This window comes from Salinicola aestuarinus (genome assembly GCF_003206645.1).
Lineage (GTDB): Bacteria > Pseudomonadota > Gammaproteobacteria > Pseudomonadales > Halomonadaceae > Salinicola > Salinicola aestuarinus.
This window is the reverse complement of the sequence record NZ_PZJP01000001.1, coordinates 419,023-437,009: the sequence shown is the minus strand read 5'-3', so window position 1 is coordinate 437,009 and position 17,987 is coordinate 419,023. Positions and strand designations below refer to the sequence as shown.

12 protein-coding genes are annotated in these 17,987 nt (G+C 65.2%); 11 read left to right on the top strand and 1 reads right to left on the bottom strand.

The annotated features are described in order from the left end of the window. The first annotated feature begins 533 nt into the window (after nucleotides 1-533). The 5 genes from DOM41_RS01990 to DOM41_RS01970 are packed head-to-tail and all read left to right on the top strand — an operon-like array spanning nucleotide 534 to nucleotide 5,833. Nucleotides 534-1,085, top strand: coding sequence for a Csu type fimbrial protein (locus DOM41_RS01990; RefSeq protein ID WP_110685160.1), 552 nt, complete (start codon nucleotides 534-536; stop codon nucleotides 1,083-1,085). Next, complete coding sequence (locus DOM41_RS01985; RefSeq protein WP_110685159.1) at nucleotides 1,082-1,612, top strand: Csu type fimbrial protein; 531 nt, start codon at nucleotides 1,082-1,084, stop codon at nucleotides 1,610-1,612. The genes DOM41_RS01990 and DOM41_RS01985 overlap by 4 nt, the downstream gene beginning before the upstream one ends. Before the next feature lie 2 nt (nucleotides 1,613-1,614). Next, nucleotides 1,615-2,424, top strand: a complete 810-nt coding sequence (locus DOM41_RS01980; RefSeq protein ID WP_110685158.1) for a fimbrial biogenesis chaperone — start codon at nucleotides 1,615-1,617, stop codon at nucleotides 2,422-2,424. A gap of 17 nt (nucleotides 2,425-2,441) precedes the next feature. Further along, nucleotides 2,442-4,847: a fimbria/pilus outer membrane usher protein gene (locus tag DOM41_RS01975; protein WP_157956817.1), complete on the top strand. Its 2,406-nt coding sequence runs from the start codon at nucleotides 2,442-2,444 to the stop codon at nucleotides 4,845-4,847. Continuing rightward, nucleotides 4,844-5,833: a Csu type fimbrial protein gene (locus tag DOM41_RS01970; protein WP_110685156.1), complete on the top strand. Its 990-nt coding sequence runs from the start codon at nucleotides 4,844-4,846 to the stop codon at nucleotides 5,831-5,833. Before DOM41_RS01975 ends, DOM41_RS01970 begins: the two co-directional genes overlap by 4 nt. Nucleotides 5,834-5,879: 46 nt before the next feature. Here DOM41_RS01970 and DOM41_RS01965 read toward each other — a convergent pair whose 3' ends face one another. After that, the gene (locus DOM41_RS01965; protein ID WP_188112345.1) at nucleotides 5,880-7,112 is read right to left on the bottom strand and encodes a CynX/NimT family MFS transporter; all 1,233 of its coding nucleotides are present in this window, start codon (nucleotides 7,110-7,112) and stop codon (nucleotides 5,880-5,882) included. A 415-nt stretch (nucleotides 7,113-7,527) separates the two neighbouring features. On the opposite strand from DOM41_RS01965, the gene DOM41_RS01960 reads away from it, so the two are divergent. From DOM41_RS01960 to DOM41_RS01935, 6 genes are all read left to right on the top strand, one after another. Beyond that, nucleotides 7,528-8,955 (top strand): cytochrome ubiquinol oxidase subunit I, encoded by a 1,428-nt coding sequence (locus DOM41_RS01960; protein ID WP_110685155.1) that lies wholly within the window; start codon nucleotides 7,528-7,530, stop codon nucleotides 8,953-8,955. Between the two features lie 26 nt (nucleotides 8,956-8,981). Next, the gene (locus tag DOM41_RS01955) at nucleotides 8,982-10,028 is read left to right on the top strand and encodes a cytochrome d ubiquinol oxidase subunit II (protein WP_110685154.1); all 1,047 of its coding nucleotides are present in this window, start codon (nucleotides 8,982-8,984) and stop codon (nucleotides 10,026-10,028) included. Nucleotides 10,029-10,115: 87 nt separating this feature from the next. Beyond that, nucleotides 10,116-11,924, top strand: coding sequence for a thiol reductant ABC exporter subunit CydD (gene cydD / locus DOM41_RS01950; protein WP_110685153.1), 1,809 nt, complete (start codon nucleotides 10,116-10,118; stop codon nucleotides 11,922-11,924). Next, nucleotides 11,921-13,567, top strand: coding sequence for a thiol reductant ABC exporter subunit CydC (cydC, locus tag DOM41_RS01945; protein WP_110685152.1), 1,647 nt, complete (start codon nucleotides 11,921-11,923; stop codon nucleotides 13,565-13,567). Before cydD ends, cydC begins: the two co-directional genes overlap by 4 nt. A 368-nt stretch (nucleotides 13,568-13,935) precedes the next feature. Further along, nucleotides 13,936-17,301, top strand: a complete 3,366-nt coding sequence (locus DOM41_RS01940; RefSeq protein WP_110685151.1) for a helicase-related protein — start codon at nucleotides 13,936-13,938, stop codon at nucleotides 17,299-17,301. Beyond that, nucleotides 17,298-17,966, top strand: a complete 669-nt coding sequence (locus DOM41_RS01935; RefSeq protein WP_110685150.1) for a DUF4391 domain-containing protein — start codon at nucleotides 17,298-17,300, stop codon at nucleotides 17,964-17,966. Before DOM41_RS01940 ends, DOM41_RS01935 begins: the two co-directional genes overlap by 4 nt. Nucleotides 17,967-17,987: the final 21 nt, after the last annotated feature.

The following is a 17,987-nucleotide window of genomic DNA, read 5'->3' as shown; positions in this document are numbered from 1 at the left end:
CGGAAAGAGCCAGAAAGTGCCTTTCGGCGGTAAAGCCAGCGCAGTTTCAACAATAGAAAACTAAACATCTAGTCGAATTAAATTGACGGGTTCGTCGGGAATTGGGTCTTTAAAGATGTGAAATAAATGAGTGTGTTAATGACAAAGAGCTAGTTGTCTGACTTTCAATCCCGCGAAATAGCGCTTTTATTGCCTGTTAACTTGATTTCCAATGCGTTGCAGCGGTGCTAAATTGCCGGCATCCCTCAGTGGGCTCTGCTTCTCTTCGGCCCTAGCGTCCGCTCGATCCATCGGCATCAATCTCGTGGCGCGCTGACGGCAGAGCGCCCGACGGGTTCCCGTGCGCAACGTTTTATATCTCGCGTTATTTAACGCAGATTAAATAGAAGGACAGAGCGATATTGCCGGCAGGCCAATATTGCTGATGTAGATACATCGTTGTTTTCTGACCGGCCCCGATAGTCGATTGGCGCGAAACGCGCTGCGATTCCGAGACCCCGGCTTCTGGCAAAAGACTTCAGGAGTGACTGGTAATGACAACTCAGCGTTATCTCGGTATCGCCCTCGCCGTTGCACTGGCGGGCAGCGTCTCCTCTCAGGCCGTCGCGCAATCGACGGAGAGCGTGACGGGGACCATCGGCGTGACCCTCGAACTTACCGCGGCGTGTCGTATCAACGGGGTGGACGGGGTCAGCGGGCTCGACTTCGGCACGCTCGACTTCGGTACCGAGACCACGCTGTTCGAGGAAACCGACAGCGAAGTGCTCAACGGCAGCAGCGCGATCAGCGTGATCTGCTCGCCGGAAACGTCGCCGTCGGTCGCGATCAGCGGCGGCAGCTTCGACGCCAACAGCGATGCAGAAAATCGCCACGCCCTGAGCAACGGCACCAGCTTCGTCCCTTACTCGCTGTATACCGACGCCGAGCGCTCGCAGCAGGTTGGCGCCGGACAGTCGCTACCGCTCTCCGGCACAGCCGATGGCGTCAATGCGCAGACCCTGAATCTCTACGGTCGCGCCGTGGGGCGTGACGGTCTGACGCCCGGCTCCTATAACGACACGCTCAACGTCGTCCTGACGTTTTGATCCCGGCCGTCCGCCTCGCACTCGCCCTTGTCATCGTCATCGGCGCATCGTGCCTGGCGACGCTGTCGCTGGCCCAGACGCCACAGCAGCGCTTTCAGGTCGCCGCCAGGGTGACCGAAGGGTGCCTGGTCGGCGGCGGCGGAGGCGGGGCGGCGGAGTTCGGACGGCTGGATTTCGGCACGGTCTCCGCGCTCTCCGGCGCGGTGCTGACCAGTGCGCTGGTCCAGACGGCCAGCCTGAGTCTCGAGTGCACGCCCGGCCTGTCGCTGACGATGCGTGTCGACGGCGGTCTGAACGCCGAGGGCGGCACGCGACATCTGGCGCGCAGCGGCGGAGAGCGCCTGGCCTATACGCTGTTCACCGACGCCGGGCTGGCTCGCAGCCTGAGTGTCGACCAGCCAGTGTCGTTTGCGCTGGGCGCGGCCAGCTCACGCGTCACACTGCCGCTTTTCGCCCGGCTGGCGCTGCCGGAGAGCGCCGCCGCGGGCACCTACACGGACCGATTGACGGTCACGCTGGAGTGGTAGCGATGTGGAAGCGAAGCGTCATCGGTTGGCGCGCAACACGACCGACCCATCCCCCTAGCCCACGCCTTCGCCGGTGGTGTTTCGCACTGCTGGTGGCACTGACAGCGCTGATGTCGCTCACGATGTTGCTGCCGACGGCCTCGGCGGCCAGTCTGCTGCTGTGGCCGGTGCATCCTGTGTTCGAGGCGGACGAGCCGGCCGCCGCGCTGTGGGTCGAGAATCGCAGTGAAGAGAAGGTGTGGCTTCAGGTGCGCGTGGTCGGCTGGGAGCAGCGCGAGGGCGAGAACCGCTACCCGTCGCAGCTCGGCGTTGTCGCCAGCCCGCCGATGATGGAGATCGGCAGTGGCGAGCGTCATCTGATCCGACTGGTGCGAGAGTCGCCGACCCCCGCGGGCAAGGAGGAAGCCTGGCGCATCATTCTTGACGAAATTCCGATGCTCGAGAGTGACGGGACGGACGGCCAGCGCCGGGCCGGAGTCAATTTGCAGATGCGCTACTCGCTGCCGCTCTTCAGCCACGGCGAAGGGCTGGCGGATCACGATGGCAGCGGTACCGATCTGCGCTGGCGAATCGTCGAGGCTGACGGCCAGACCCAGCTCGAGGTCACCAACCGTGGCGAACGACACGCCCGGTTGACGGCGGTTGCGGGCCACGGCCCCAATGGCTCGACGATAGTCGCCGAAGGGCTGCTCGGCTACGTGCTGGCAGGGGGCTCCCAGCGTTGGCCATTATCCGGCCCGGTCTCGTTCGATAGCGTGACGGCAAAGCTCAACGGACATTCGCCGGTCACTCTCCCCCGCGATGGTGAGTGAGCCCGCTCGGGGTTCTGATGATCGCTTCTCTTCGTGTCGCGCGCTGGCCCGTGGGCGTGCTGGCCGCCGTGCTGCCGGTCGTTGCCGCCGCCCAGGGGCTGCCGCCGCCGCCCACCGGCCTGCCGATGCCCGGTGCCGTCGGCGGGGCGATGCCCGGCGATGGCCCCTCGGCGGGGGCCGAGACGCTCTATCTCGAACTGATCGTCAACGGCCACTCGACTCGACGCCTCGTGCCGGTGCGTCGCGACGGGGCACAGTTCTGGATGACACGTCGCGATCTGGGGGAAGTGGCGCTACCGGTCGAGGGGGGCGATGACGCGTTGCTCGAGTTGACGGGGATGGCCGAGGCAGAGGTCGAGTACCTCGCGGCGACGCAACAGCTTCGGCTGACGCTGCCGAGCGCCTGGCTGCCGTCGCAGTGGTTGGGGCCGCGCCGTGATGAGACCTTCGAGCCGGCGCTGAGCTCTCCCGGCGCGCTGCTCAACTACAACTTCTACACCAGCCATAGCCATCCCGAAGCGCAGAGCATGTCGCTCTGGCACGAACTGCGCGCCTTCGGTATCGGCGGGTCACTGAGCAGCACGGGACGCTTCAGCCACGATCAGGAGCGGCGTATGGGGAGCGAGGAGGATCACTACATTCGCTACGACACCACCTGGCGGACCTTCGATCAGAGCTCGATGTTGACCTGGGAAGCCGGCGACGTGGTGACGCGACCGCTGGGGTGGACGCGTTCCGTCCGTCTCGGCGGCGTCCAGGTCTCGCGTAATTTCGCGCTGCGTCCCGATCTCGTGACCTACCCGCTGCCCGCCTTTGCCGGCAGCAGCGCGGTGCCGACGACGGTGGACCTGCTGGTCAATGGCAATCGTGTCGACCAGCGCAATATCGCCCCCGGGCCCTTCACCTTTGCCGATATTCCCACCCTCAACGGGGCCGGCGAGGCCACGCTGGTGACCCGCGATGCCAACGGCCAGGAGGTGATCACGACGCTGCCGTTCTACGTCACCAGCGAGTTGCTGCGCCCGGGGTTCTCGAGCTACAGCGCAAGCGTCGGCGCGCTTCGCGAGGATTACGCCCAGCAGGACTTCAGCTATGGCGCCGGCGCCGTCGATGCCTCCTGGCGTTACGGCATCACCGACTGGCTGACGCTCGGTGTCCACGGCGAAGCGGCCGAGGTGATGGCGCTCGGCGGGGTCGGCGTGACGACGCGGCTAGGGCAGCTGGGCACGCTGGAACTCTCCCGCCAGCAGAGCGGGGGGGAAGGCAGGGATAGCCGCGTGGGCGGCGAGGCGTGGAGTATCGCCTACGAATATCGTGAGCCGCGTTACAGCCTGGGGGTGCGCCATGAACGGCGCAGTGCCGACTTCGCCGATCTCTCGAGCTGGGCAGCGGTCCAGGTCGTGAATGGCGAGGAGACACGCTCGCAGCTGACCGCGAGCACCTCGCTGGGCGCGCTGGGTAGCCTGACGGCCGGTTACTTCGACATCCGCGGCGCGGAGTTCGGGTCGCGCTTTCTCAATCTCTCCTATCAGCGCCCGATCACCGACCGCGCGCAGCTATCGCTGGCGGCCACCCGGGAACCCGGCGAGCCGTGGTCGGGGCTGGCCCAGATCACCGTCTCGCTGCCCGGTCTCGGTGGCGTGGCGTCGCTGGGGTATTACCACGATGGCCGTGACGGCACCCGCGAGCGCGCACGCTACGCTCGTGCCGCGCCGCTCGCCGGCGGCTGGGGATGGGACCTCGGCGCCTCCCGCGAGCCGTCCGCCGGCGTGACCCCGCAGGCAGAATTGACCTACCGCCACGCCGCACTGACCGCCTCGGCCGGCTACTACGACTACGGCGACGACAGCCTCGCCTTCGCTGAGCTGTCCGGCGCGTTCGCAATGGTGGATAACCACCCCTTCGCTGCCAACGAGATCCGCGACGCCTTCGTGGTCGTCTCGACCGATGGCGAACCCGACATTCCGGTTCGTTACCAGAATCAGCGCATCGGGGTCACCGGTCGTCATGGCTATCTGCTGGTGCCCTGGAGCACGGCCTGGTATCCCAACAAGTACGCCATCAACACCATGTCGTTGCCGGCCAATGTCCGCACGCCGTCGGTGGAGCAGGAGGTCGCGGTGGCCGCCGGCAGTGGCTATCTACTGCGGTTTCCGCTGACGCGGCTCAACACCACGCAGGTGCAGCTGGTCGATCGGCGCGGCGCGACACTGCCGGTGGGGACGGTCGTCACCCAGCCCGATGGCGTCATCACCCGGGTCGGTTGGGATGGGCTCGCCTACTTCGAGGGGTTGACCGAGGCGACCGTGGTGCGCGCCCGTATCGACGGCGGTGTGTGTGTCGCCACGATTCCGATCGACCCCGGTGGCCCTGGGCTCTATCAGCCGGGCGCCGTACTCTGCGAACGGGAGAGAAACGAATGACGACCGCGCCGCTGAGCTGGCGGGCCGGGCTTCTGCTGCTGGCGCTGGTGCTGGGTTTCCTGCCTCGGCCGAGCAGCGCCTGTCAGCTCGACACCCCCAGTCAGCTCATCAGCTTCGGCACCCAGAGCTCGCTCGCCGCCGGCGTCAGCGCCCAGAGTGCCCGGGCGGTGCCCAACGCCGGCATCAGCTGCCCGGCGACGGCCCTGACCGTGCTCCCCGGCGGGTTCTTCATCAACGCCACGGTGAGCAGTGCCAACGACCTGCGCCTGCGTCACGCATCGGGCGACAGCATCGCCTATGCCGCCTATCCGAGCGACAACCCGCAGGCGCCAGCCCTGACGCCGGGTGCGCCGTTCAACTACTACAACAGCGGATTCCTGCAGACCGGCAGCGGTTGGGTGAACGTCCCCATGACCTTTCGCGTGCCGGCAGCCGCGGGCAATCTCTCCGCCGGGACCTACACCGACACGCTGACCATCGTCTGGCGCTGGAGCGTCTGTCGCGAGATCGGCTTGGGCGGGCTCTGCCTCGGCGCCCCCCGAACGGGAAACGCGACCAGCGTGATCAATCTGACGCTGACGATCGCGCCGGACTGCATCGTTCAGGCACCGGATGTCGACTTCGGCAGCGCACCGCTGATTTCAGGGTTCGAGCCGGTGACGCAGACACTGCTGGTTCGTTGCACCAAGGGGCAGAGCTTCAGCGTCGGCATCGACAACGGCCAGCACGCCGCCGGCGGTCAGCGGCGGATGGCGGCGGGCGGCGACTATCTCGCCTACGAAATATTTCAGGGCCCGGCATCCACGACGCGCTGGGGCAACAGCGGCGGCGCGCGACGCGCCTCGACCAGTGCGGAGACCAATCCCGGCGCCGGTACCGGCATCACGGCGCAGGGGTTCATCTACCGTGCCGAGATCCTGACGGACCAGGCGACGCCGCCACCGGGCGCCTACAGTGACACCCTGGTGGTCGACATCGCCTTCTAAGCGGTGGCCGCGCCGCCGCGGTTCCCGCTCGTCATGGTGTCGGGTGTCAGGCGTCACCCAGGCTGGAGGCGACCTGTCGGTCTCGGCCTGCCCCCAGCCCCGCCCCGATGGCGCAGAGCGCAATGGCGGCGAGCAGAACGCCGACCGCGTTCCAGTCGTCGCTCCAGTCGTGCAGTAGCCCCACCAGCAGCGGCCCCAGCGCGGCCAGCGTATAGCCGATCCCCTGCGCCATGGCCGAGAGGTTGGCGGCCGTGACAGCATCCGGCGCGCGCAGCGCCAGCAGCGTCAGCGCCATGCTGAAAGTGCCGCCCTGACCCAGCCCCAGCACCACTGCCCATACCCAGACCGTGGAGATCGGCGCGAAGAGACAGCCCAGCAGGCCGGTCAGCGTCATCGACACCACCACCACGATCACCGTGCGCTGATCCCGCATCCGGCTGCCGATCCAGGGCGCCAGAATCGCCGTGCTCACCTGCAGAAGAATCGACACCGACAGCGCCAGCCCCGCGGTGACCGCATCCAGGCCGCGGTCGCGAAGGATCGTCGGCAGCCAGCCGAACACCGAATAGGCCAGCGCCGACTGCAGCCCCATGAACAGCGATACCTGCCACGCCAATGGGTCATCGCGTAGCCGGGCCCCGTGGCGGGCGGCGACGCGGACCGCCGCCGTGCCCTTGAGCTGGGGCAGCCAGAACAGCGCGGCGATCACCGCCGGCAGCAGCCAGAACGCCAGCGCCGGCTGCCACGGCGTGTCGACGACACCCGCGAACACCTGACGCAGCGGCTCGGTGGTGCCCGCGGCCGCGGACGCCCCGAGGTTCAACGCCACCGTGTAGAGCCCGGTCATCACGCTGACTCGGTGGGGGAAGTCGCGTTTGACGATGCCCGGCAGCAAGACACCGGTGACGCCGATACAGCCGCCGGCAATCGCCGTCGTGACGAAAAGCCCCAGGTTGGCGATCCCGGGCAGATCGAGCCCCGGGATGATGAGATAGGGGCGCACGGCGAGGGTGACGGCGAGCAAAGCGATCGCCGCGAACACCGCCCGCTCCGGTCCGAACCGTCGCACCAGTCGTGGCGCCAGTGGCGCGGCGAGCCCCAGAAAGAGCACCGGCAGCGTGGTGAGCACGCCCTGGGCGGTGGGGGAGAGCGACAGCGCCTCGGCAAGGCTTGCGAGGACCGGGGAGACGCTGGTCAGCGCCGGGCGCAGGTTGAGCGCGACCAGCAGCAGCGCGACGAGAGTGAGTACGCCCCGACGGGGCAGCGCAGAAGTCGACAAGAGGGCCGTCCTGAATGATCGAGAATGGGCATCGGAGCGTCGCACCCTCCGAAGGAGGGCAAGGGTAGTCGATCCCGGCGGTAACGGGGAGGTTCTGCGGCGATGGTCGCAGAAGCCACCGGGCCATGAGTACCAGTCGATCGTCCGGCCACGGGCGTCGAGACGGGTGCGACATCCTGGCGCTGACGATATGTCGCAGGCCAAAAGCCCATCTGTCGTTGCCTGAAGTTCGCTTAGGGTCAATCATTACCGCCCTAATCATATGGCTCTGGTCATATAGTTCTATCACTCAGGGTGCGATGACCGTTTCCGAGTCTTTGGTCGGTTCACGCCTTCCGGAAGCGGTGTCACCGAGCGGTCAGTCACTCGCACCCGCGACGACCACGGCGGTCTACCGTCAGACAGGAGAGGCGCAGTGAGTGCCACGGATCTTTCCACGCTGATCTCGCGAATCGATTTCGCTTGGATCACCACGTTTCACATTCTCTATCCGCCGCTGACCATCGGGCTGGCGATGCTGCTGTTCTTCGCCGAGTGGCGCTGGGTCCGCAGCAACGACGAGGGCTGGTATCGGCTCTGCCGCTTCTTCGAGCGACTGTTCATCGTCAACTTCGGCGCCGGCGTCGCCACCGGGGTCACCATGGAGATGGCCTTTGGCATTCTCTACGGCCCCTTCTCCCAGGCCGCCGGCCCCTTCTTCGGCCAGATCCTCGGCTACGAGACGATCACCGCCTTCATGTACGAGGCCGGCTTCATCGGCCTGATGATCTTCGGCTGGGGCCGCATCGGCCGGCGCATGCACCTCTTCGCCACGGCCAACGTGGCGATCTCCTCGACGCTATCGGCGATGTGGATACTGGACGCCAACTCCTGGATGCAGTCGCCGGCCGGCGTCGAGCTGAAAAACGGGGTCTTTCAGGTGGTCGACTGGTCGAAGGCGATCTTCAATCCGCATTTCATGAGCGCCTTCCCGCACATGCTGATCGCCTGCGTCGAACTCTCGCTCGCCTTCGTCGCGGCAGTGGCGGCGTGGTTCGTCTTCAAGCGTCGTCACGTGGCGCTGTTCCAGCGTCCGCTCAAGCTGTCGATTCTGGCGCTGATCGTGGTGGCCGTGCTGCAGCTGTGGGTCGGCGACGAGCTCGGCCAGGTGACCGCAGAGACGCAGCCGGCGGCACTGGCGGCAATGGAGGGGCATTACGACACCTACAACGCCGATGGCTCGGCCAACACGAGCTGGAGCGTGGTGAGCTGGCCCAACGAAGCCGGTGACGGCAACGCCTGGTCGGTGCAGATTCCGCACGTGCTGAGCCTGCTCGAGACCCACAGCTGGTCCGAACCGGTGCCGGGGCTCAATGACTTTCCCGCCGATGAACAGCCGCCGGTGGCGCCGACGTTCTACTCGTTCCGCATCATGGTGGCGGTGGGCGGCGTGCTGCTGCTGCTCGGCCTGTGGGGGGGCTGGCTTGCCGTGCGCGGCAAGCTCTCCATTGATCGCATCGCGGACAACCGCTGGTTCCTGAAAGCGGTGATGGCCGCCGGCGTGCTGCCCTATCTCGCCGTCTGGACCGGCTGGTGGACGCGTGAAATCGCCCGTCAGCCGTGGGTCGTCTACGGCCTGATGCGCACCGAAGACGGTGTCAGTCACATGTCGCCGACGCTGGCGATCTTCTGGTTCGTCGGTTTTGCCGTGTTCGAGACGGCGGTGTTCTTCGGCACGCTGCACTTCATGGCCAAGATCTGCCGCAAGGGGCCGGATCTCGACACGCCGATCGCCGCGTTCGATCCGCACGACAACGACGGCGCCACCCCCGCGATGCACCCCGACGCCCAGCAGCCGGCCTGAGCCCCGCTCGAACCGAGGAATAGACCATGGAAATACTCTCGTTTTCTCAGCAGGTGCTCGCGCTGGCCTGGTGGCTCGCGCTGGGCGTGAGCGTACTGATCTACATTGCGCTGGATGGCGCCGATCTCGGCGCCGGTATCTTCTCGCTGTTCGTCCGCGACCATGACGAGCGCGGCGCCATCATGACCGCCATGGCGGGCACCTGGGACGCCAACGAGACCTGGCTGATCGTCGCTGGCGGTATTCTTTTCGGTACCTTCCCCTTCGTCTACGGCTCCGCCTTCAGCTATCTGATGGTGCCGCTCGCCTTCGTGCTGTGGGGGATCATCGCCCGCGCCATTTCGCTGGAGTTCCGCCATCTCGCCTCGCCGTTCTGGCAGCGCTTCAGCGACGGCGTCTTCGGCCTGGGTAGCCTTACCGTCACCTTTTTCGGCGGCGTCTGCGTCGGCGCCGTGCTCCAGGGCTATCCGCAGACCGACGTCGAGGGCCGCGTGCCGACCTACGTTGGCGGCGCCTTCACCTTCCTCTCGCCATTCAGCGTCTGGGTGGGTGTTGCCTCGGTGGTGGCGGTCACGCTGGCCGGGGTGCTCTTCGTGCGCGCGCGTTTCGAGAAGGGCGAACCGATCCGCATCGATGCCGCCAGGTGGACCATGACGATCTTCTATCTCGCCATCGCCGCCGTGGGCATCACTACGGTCTGGAGCGCGCTGATCTTTCCCTGGGCTGCTGACAAGTGGTTCGGCGCGCACTTCTGGGTCTGGGGGCTGCTGTTCGTGGTCAGTGTCTTCGCGATTGCCCGGATGCGTCGTGCGACCCTCGATGATCGCGATCTCGCCGCCATCCTCTGGTTCAACTCTGCCGCCGTGATCATGGGCTTTGGCATGCTCGCCACCATGTTTCCGTACCTAGTGCCGGGCACCTGGACGATCTTCGACGCCGCCAGCCCGCAGGTCTCGATCGTCACCTTCACCATGACCATGGGCGGCTTCGTCCCGGTGATGATTCTCTACAACGCCTATCAAATCTGGGTGTTTCGGGCGCGGGTGACGAAGCTCGCCGCTCACGCCCACTGAGTTGTCCCGTCGCCTCCCGCCCGCTTCGTTGCCCTCGTGCGCGGGGCGGGTCGGCGTCTCAGGGCACCGCTATCTTCGGAGGTAGGAATGGCCGTATCGCAGAGGCCGAGCCATGGCGGTGAGGCCAAACGCCACGAGCGCTGGCTAAAAGACCGCGCCGGGGCGGTGAAGAGTACGCTCATGCTCGCCACCGGCTCGGGGCTGGTCGGCGGGCTGGCGCTGATCGCGCAGTGCTGGCTGGTGGCCCGCGTGCTGGATGCCGCGATCATCGACGGCGCCGGTCTGAGTGAGGTCTGGCAGTGGCTGTGGCCGCTGCTGGGCGTCTTTGCGCTGCGCGCGCTCGCGTCGATTGCCTCCGACGCGCTGGCGTTCGAGGCCGCCGCCCGGCTCAAGCGCACCCTGCGTGATCAGGTGATGAACCGCCTGGCCGCGCTCGGCCCGCGCTGGATGGAAGGGCAGCGCAGCGGCGAGATCGCCAACGTGCTCGGTGGGGCGGTCGAGGGGATCGAGCAGTACGTTGCCGCCTACCTGCCGCAGAAGCTGCTTTCGACAATGATTCCGCTGGCGATTCTCGTCGCCGTGCTGCCGCTGGACTGGGTCTCCGGGCTCATCCTGCTGGTCACCGCGCCGATCCTGCCGCTGTTCATGGTGATCGTCGGCCGCGGCGCCGAGGCGCTGAACCAGCGTCAGTGGCGGCGGCTCTCGCTGATGGGCGCGCACTTCTTCGACGCCATCGAGGGGCTGACCACGCTCAAGCAGTTCGGCGCCAGCCGCCGCGAGGCCGAAGCCGTCGGCCGCATGGCCGATGAGTACCGCAGCGCCACCATGCGGGTGCTGCGCGTTGCCTTTCTCTCGTCACTGGTGCTCGAATTCTTCGCCACCCTGGGTGTCGCGATGGTCGCGGTCTACGTCGGCTTCCGGCTCTACTACGGCCAGCTCGACTTTCTCCCCGGGCTCTTCGCGCTGCTGCTCGCGCCGGAGTTCTACCGCCCGCTGCGCGACATGGGCGCCAACTACCACGCCCGCATGCAGGCGATCGGCGCCGTCGGCGAACTGATGCCCATCTTGAGCGAGGTCAGCGGCGAGCCAGACAGCGACCAGCGCGAGGGTAGCGGCGAGCTAAAAAAAGCCCTGTCGCTGCCCAGCGACCCGATCCAGACGATTCACTTCGACGGCGTGGGCTTTCGGCATGACGTCGACAACGCCGAGAGCGACGGCGTCGAAGCGGTCGATCTGACGCTGGCCCGCGGCGAGTGCGTGGCGCTGGTCGGCCCCAGCGGCGCGGGCAAGACCACGCTCGCCAAGCTGCTGCTCGGCTTTTTCGACCCCAGCGTGGGGCGACTCGAGCTCGACGGCGTGGATCTTCGCGAGATCGATGTCGAGGCCTGGCGCGCCCGGCTCGGTTACCTGCCGCAGCGGCCCACGCTGTTTGCCGGCACGATCGCCGAGAACCTCACCCTCGGCGCGCCGAACGCGACGCCGGATGAGATCGCAGCGGTGCTGTCACGCGCCGACGCCCACGGCTTCGTCGAGGCGCTGGAAAACGGCCTCGACACCTGGGTGGGCGACGGCGGCAGCGGCCTCTCCGGCGGCCAGATCCAGCGCCTGGCGCTGGCGCGCACGCTGCTCAGCCAGCCCGAAGTGCTCGTTCTCGACGAGCCCACCGCCGCGCTGGATGGGGACACCGCCAGACGCGTGATGGCAGGCGTGCAAAGCGCATCAATCAATGCCGCGACGCTGCTCGTCACCCACGACATCGACGTTGCCCGCACCGCCGACCGCATCGTCTTTCTCGACCGCGGCCACGTGGTCGAGCAGGGCACACCGGCGGCGCTGGAAGCCACCGGCGGCGCCTTCGCCCGCTTCGTCGAACTCGCTGCCAGGGGGATCGCATGACCGGCCTGCTGCGACTGCTCAAGCTGTTCACACCCTATCGCCGCTGGATGCTCGGCGGCATCGCCCTCGGCTCGGTGGTGATTCTCGCCAACGTTGCGCTGCTCGCGCTCTCCGGCTGGTTCATCGCCTCCATGGCGCTGGCCGGGCTGGGGCTGCAGACGATCGCCTACTTCGCCCCGGCGGCGCTTATCCGCGGCCTGGCGATTCTGCGCACCGGCGCCCGCTACGGCGAGCGGCTGGTCACCCACGAGGCGACGCTGCGCTGCCTCGCCGAGCTGCGGGTGTGGTTTTACGAGCGCTTGGAACCGCTGGGGCCGGCGGCGATGGACACCTGGCGCGGCGGCGACCTGCTGAGCCGGATCCGCGCCGACATCGATAGCCTCGACAATCTCTACCTGCGCATCGTCGCGCCGGTCACCAACGCGCTGCTCTGCGGCATCGTCATCGTGGCGGGGCTTGCGCTGTTCGACACGCGCATCGCCCTGCTCGACCTTGCCGCGCTGGTGCTCGCTGGGGCCGTGCTGCCGCTACTCGCGCTGAAGCTGGGTGACGCCGCCGGGCGCGGGCTGACCGAGACGCGCGCCGCACTCGACGGCGCCGCCACCGACACCGTGCGCGGCCTGGGGGAACTCGCCGTGCTCGGCGCCGTGACGCGCCAGCGCGAGCGCGTTGCCGGGCTCGCCGAGCGCTTGATTCGCTACCAGCGCCGGCAAATGTGGGTCGGCGCCATCGGTCGCGCGCTCTCCGGGCTCACCGCCAACCTCGCCCTCTGGGGTACGCTGATCCTGGTGATTCCCTGCGTCGCTGCTGGTGACGTGCCCGGGCCGCAGCTCGCGATGCTCGCGCTCGGGGTTCTCGCAAGCTTCGAGGCCGTCGCCGCGCTGCCAACCGCCTTTGCCGCCTTCGGCGAGACGGCGGCTGCCGCACGGCGCCTGGTCGAGATCGCCGATGCCAAGCCCGCCGTGACCGCCCCCGACCCGGCTGCCGCCAGGACGCCGGCGCGGTTCGACATCACCTTCGACGACGTCAGCATGCGCTACCGCGACGATGCCGACTGGGCGCTGGCGGGCTTTTCACTGACACTTGAGGCGGGCGAAGCGGTGGGCCTCGTCGGCGAGAGCGGCGCCGGCAAGAGCACCATCCTCGCGTTGATTCAGCGCTTTCGGGAATTCCAGGCGGGCGAGATTGCCATCGGCGGGGTGTCGGTGCGCGACATCGACGATGCCACGCTGCGACAGACGATCTCCGTTGTCGCCCAGCGCACACATCTGTTCAACGCATCGATCCGCGGCAACCTCCTGCTCGCCAAACCCGACGCCAGCGATGACGAGCTCAATGAGGCGCTCCGACTTGCCGGACTGGAAGAGGAGATCGCTCACTTCCCCGAGGGGCTGGAGACGCTGGTCGGCGAAGTCGGCACCCGGCTCTCCGGCGGTCAAGCGCGCCGCGTCGCCATCGCCCGCGCGTTCCTCAGAGACGCCCGCATCCTGCTGCTCGACGAACCCACCGAAGGGCTCGACGCCGACAGTGAAGCCCGCGTACTCGAGGCGCTTGGCAACCTGATGCAGGGCAAGACCACGCTGCTGGTGTCGCACCGGCCAAGGGCGCTTGAGTTCGTGGGGAGAGTGGTGCGGGTGGGGTAGGGGATGACCGGCGACTAGCCGGCTGCCCTATCGGAAGGTCTGGACTCATCGCACCGCGCCATCGGTATAGAAAATCCAGTTTTCTATACCGATGTCGGCATTCGTGTCGAAATTTCGGCGTTTTCTTTACACGACGCGCTAACGTGTCCAGCGCATCGACATGACGAGCCCGTCATGTCGATTTTTCTCTCTAGAGTGAACATGAACCCTGCCTAAGCCTGATGCACGTCACTTTGCACTGCCATGATCGTGCGGACGTGACAGTAGCGTTATGTATAACGCCAGCCCCGATGCAATAAGCTCCAGCGTGCTAATAAATTGCGTGTTAGAGCTGGTTGAGTCGCAATTTTGTATAGGGAGCCAGGATCGTGGAAATCATCGACAACGTCAGTCGGCTACTCGGCGACGACCTGAAAGAAACCCTGCGGTCTGGCACCCGACTCAAGATTGCGGCCTCCTGCTTCTCAATCTACGCCTACGAGGCTCTCAAGGATGAGCTGGAGGCACTGGATGCTGTCGAGTTCATCTTCACCTCGCCCACTTTCTTACCTGACCATGCCAGCGACAGGATTCGTAAGGAGCACCGCGAGTTCCGCATCCCCAAGGCGGAGCGTGAGCGCAGCGTTCACGGCAGCGAGTTCGAGATCCAGCTCAAGAATAAGCTGACCCAGCGAGCCATCGCCCGAGAATGCGCCGACTGGATGCGCCGTAAGGCCAGCTTCCGCTCCAACCGTGGCCAGGCTGCTATGCAGCCCTTCGCCGGCGTCGAAGCCCAGGGCGGCGATACGGTCTATATGCCGCTGCAAGGCTTCACCGCAGTGGATTTGGGCTACCAGCAAGGCAACGCGGTTTCCAACTTCGTCACCCGCTTCAGCGAGCCGGCGCACACCTCCCGGTTCATGTCTCTTTTTAATCAGCTGTGGCAGGACGAGGAAAAGCTTGAAGACGTCACCGAACGGTTGCGCGAGCATATCGCCTCGGTCTACCGGGAGAGCCCGCCGGAGCGCATCTACTTCCTGATGCTCTACCACATCTTTCATGAGTTCCTGGAAGACCTTAGCGAGGATGTACTGCCCAATGACCGAACAGGCTACCAGGACAGCGTCATCTGGCAGAAGCTGTTCAACTTCCAGCGCGACGCGGCCACCGGCATCATCAACAAGCTGGAAAGCTACAACGGCTGCATCTTGGCCGACAGTGTGGGTCTCGGAAAGACCTTCACTGCCCTTGCAGTCATCAAGTACTACGAGCTGCGCAACCGCTCCGTGTTGGTGCTGTGCCCCAAGAAGCTCGCCGACAATTGGTTGACCTACAACCGCAATCTGACCACCAACGTGCTGGCCCAGGACCGGATGAACTACGACGTGCTCTGCCATACCGACCTGCAGCGCACTCGTGGGGAGTCCTTCGGGATGCCGCTGGAGCGTGTCAACTGGGGTAACTACGACCTGGTGGTCATCGACGAGTCGCACAATTTCCGCAACAACGACGTCTACAAGGATCGCGAGACTCGTTACCAGAAGTTGATGAATCAGGTGATTCGGGCGGGCGTGAAGACCAAGGTGTTGATGCTTTCGGCAACGCCGGTGAACAATCGCTTCAACGATCTCAAGAATCAGCTGGCCCTGGCCTACGAGGGCGAAGCCGAGAATTTGACGCGTCACCTAAGCGGAGCCCAGGACATCGAGGGCATCTTCCGGCGCGCCCAGGCCACCTTCAACGAGTGGTCGGCGCTCCCGCCTGAGAAGCGCACCACGGGGACCATCCTGCAGGCGCTGGACTTCGACTTCTTCGAACTGCTGGACAGCGTCACTATCGCTCGCTCACGCCGGCATATCGAAACCTTCTACGATACCAGTGATATCGGCAGCTTCCCGGAGCGCCGCAAGCCGCTCTCGTTTCACCGCCCGCTCACCCATCGACCCGACGTGATCGGCTTCAACGAGATCTTCCAGCAACTCTCCCAGCTGAAGCTCTCGGTCTACGCTCCTATCAGCTACATCTTTCCCAGCCGCCTCAAGAAGTACGAAGAGATGTATGACACTGAAGTGTCCAGCGGGAGAGGGAGCTTCAAGCAGGTGGACCGGGAGAAAAGCCTACAGGCCCTGATGACAACCAACCTGCTCAAGCGCCTGGAAAGCTCGGTGGCGGCGTTTCGCCTGACACTAGAAGGGCTCCGTGATAGCCATACCAACATTCTGGAGAAGATTGAGGCCTTCAAACGCACCGGCCGTTCTGAGGGCTTCGCCGATATTGCCGCGTCCTTCGAAGACGCCGATCCGGACGACGACAGCATCCCTATGCCGGGCGATGCCACGGTGGGTAAGAAGATCCAGATCAGCCTGGAGGACATGGACCTGCCGTCTTGGGAGCATGACCTGAACAATGACTTGGTGTGGATCGAGCTGCTGTTAGAGGAAATGGCCAAAGTCACCCCGGCCGACGACGCCAAGTTGCAGCATCTCAAGACGCAGATCGCCAGCAAGCTGGTCTCGCCGATCAACCCGGGCAACCGCAAGGTGATGATCTTCACCGCCTTCGCGGACACCGCGAAGTATCTCTACGAGAACCTGGCGGGGAGCCTGCTGGAGAGCCAAGGCGTGCACACCGGCATCGTGACCGGCAGCGACGCGCCCAAATCCACCATTGGTGCCATGCCGGGCAGCCCTCAGCACTACGACTTCCAGGGCCTGCTGACACTGTTCGCCCCAAAGGCTAAGAGCAAGGACGTAGTGTACCCCAACGAGCCCCGCGAGCTGGACATCCTGATCGGGACCGACTGCATCTCAGAAGGCCAGAACCTGCAGGACTGCGACTACCTGATCAACTACGACATCCACTGGAACCCGGTACGCATCATCCAGCGTTTCGGGCGTATCGACCGTATCGGCTCGCCCAACGCCAGCATCCAGCTGGTCAACTACTGGCCGGACATCAGTCTGGACGAGTACATCAACCTCAAGGAACGCGTTGAGAACCGCATGGTGATCGCCGACGTCACCGCCACTGGCGACGATAACGTGCTCAACGCTCAGTCCAACGACGTTGCTTACCGGCGTGAGCAGCTGCGGCGGATGCAGGACGAAGTGGTGGAGATGGAGGACCTAAAGTCCGGCGTGTCGATTACAGACCTGGGCCTGAATGAATTCCGCATGGACCTGCTGGGCTACATGAAGGAGAACGGCGACCTGAGCCGCATTCCCAACGGGCTGCATACCGTCGTGCCGGCTCGCCCCGAGAAGGGCCTGCAGCCTGGGGTCATCTTCACGCTGCGTAACCTCAATCAGCGGGTAGGCCATCAAGGCAGTAGTCTGCAACAGCAAAACCGCCTACATCCCTTCTACCTGGTCTACATCAGCCACACCGGCGAGGTGATCAGCGACTACACCGAAGTCAAGCGCCTGCTCGACCTGGCACGCACCGCCTGCAGAGGGCTGAGCGACCCTATAGAAGCCGTCTATCGCGCCTTCAATGAGGAAACCAAAGACGGCCGGGAGATGCACGCCTATTCGGCGCTACTGGATCAGGCCATCCGATCGATGATTGAGGTGAAGGAGGATAGGGACATCGATAGCCTGTTCAGCTGTGGCGAGACCACGGCACTGGTCGATACCATCGAAGGGCTCGACGACTTCGAGCTGATTACCTTTATCGTCATTCGTGAGGCAGGCTTAGCCACAGGCGCGAGCACGAAGCGCCATGCGGCCAGCGGAGAAAGCAAGAAAGAATCATGACGGCACCGCTCTATCAGTACCCTGCCAAGACCGTGCTCGACCGCGTGGTGGCCAAGCAACGCATTTTGGCGCATGTACGGGCCACCGCCACCCTTAGGGAGCGCCTGCGAGACGACGTCGCCCAGATCACCTGGCATGCCAAGCTGGCCCATAACACGATTAACCTGCCTGGCACTGACGATGTGCCGGAGTTGCAGGTGTTCGTGATCACGCTCAAGGGCGAAGACCTGCACCGAGACGTGCTGCGGGCCATCGATCGCGCCATACCCTTTCCGATTCTGTTCGAGCTACATGGCACCCGCGGCATCCGTGTCACCGCCGCCTACAAGCGGCCCAGCCAGGCCGACCTCAGCAAATGGGTGCTTGATGACCACTATGCCAGCAGTGACTGGCTGCCAGCCGAGACGCCCCGACAGCCGCTGCCCACGGCCATCGACCTGAAGCAGCTCTATCAGCAGTTGCTGCGCAGTCTGCTTCCAGTGCCGCCGCGTCAGGGCGAAGCCCTGCCGGATCAGTTGGAGCGGCTCAAGGCCGTGGAATCCCTCAAGAAGGATGCCGACAAGCTCGAGAAGCGCCTGCGCAACGAGAAACAGTTCAATCGCAAGGTCGAGATCAACGCCGAGCTGCGCTCGATCCGTGAGAAAATTGCCGACTATGACACCTGATCACGACCGCAAAGGTTCGGA

Excerpts from the sequence above, each read along its gene's own strand:
- cydC (WP_110685152.1), top strand. The coding sequence starts at position 11,921 with ATGACCGGCCTGCTGCGACTGCTCAAGCTGTTCACACCCTATCGCCGC.
- DOM41_RS01975 (WP_157956817.1), top strand. The coding sequence starts at position 2,442 with ATGATCGCTTCTCTTCGTGTCGCGCGCTGGCCCGTGGGCGTGCTGGCC.
- DOM41_RS01955 (WP_110685154.1), top strand. The coding sequence starts at position 8,982 with ATGGAAATACTCTCGTTTTCTCAGCAGGTGCTCGCGCTGGCCTGGTGG.
- DOM41_RS01935 (WP_110685150.1), top strand. The coding sequence starts at position 17,298 with ATGACGGCACCGCTCTATCAGTACCCTGCCAAGACCGTGCTCGACCGC.
- DOM41_RS01990 (WP_110685160.1), top strand. The coding sequence starts at position 534 with ATGACAACTCAGCGTTATCTCGGTATCGCCCTCGCCGTTGCACTGGCG.
- DOM41_RS01980 (WP_110685158.1), top strand. The coding sequence starts at position 1,615 with ATGTGGAAGCGAAGCGTCATCGGTTGGCGCGCAACACGACCGACCCAT.
- DOM41_RS01970 (WP_110685156.1), top strand. The coding sequence starts at position 4,844 with ATGACGACCGCGCCGCTGAGCTGGCGGGCCGGGCTTCTGCTGCTGGCG.
- cydD (WP_110685153.1), top strand. The coding sequence starts at position 10,116 with ATGGCCGTATCGCAGAGGCCGAGCCATGGCGGTGAGGCCAAACGCCAC.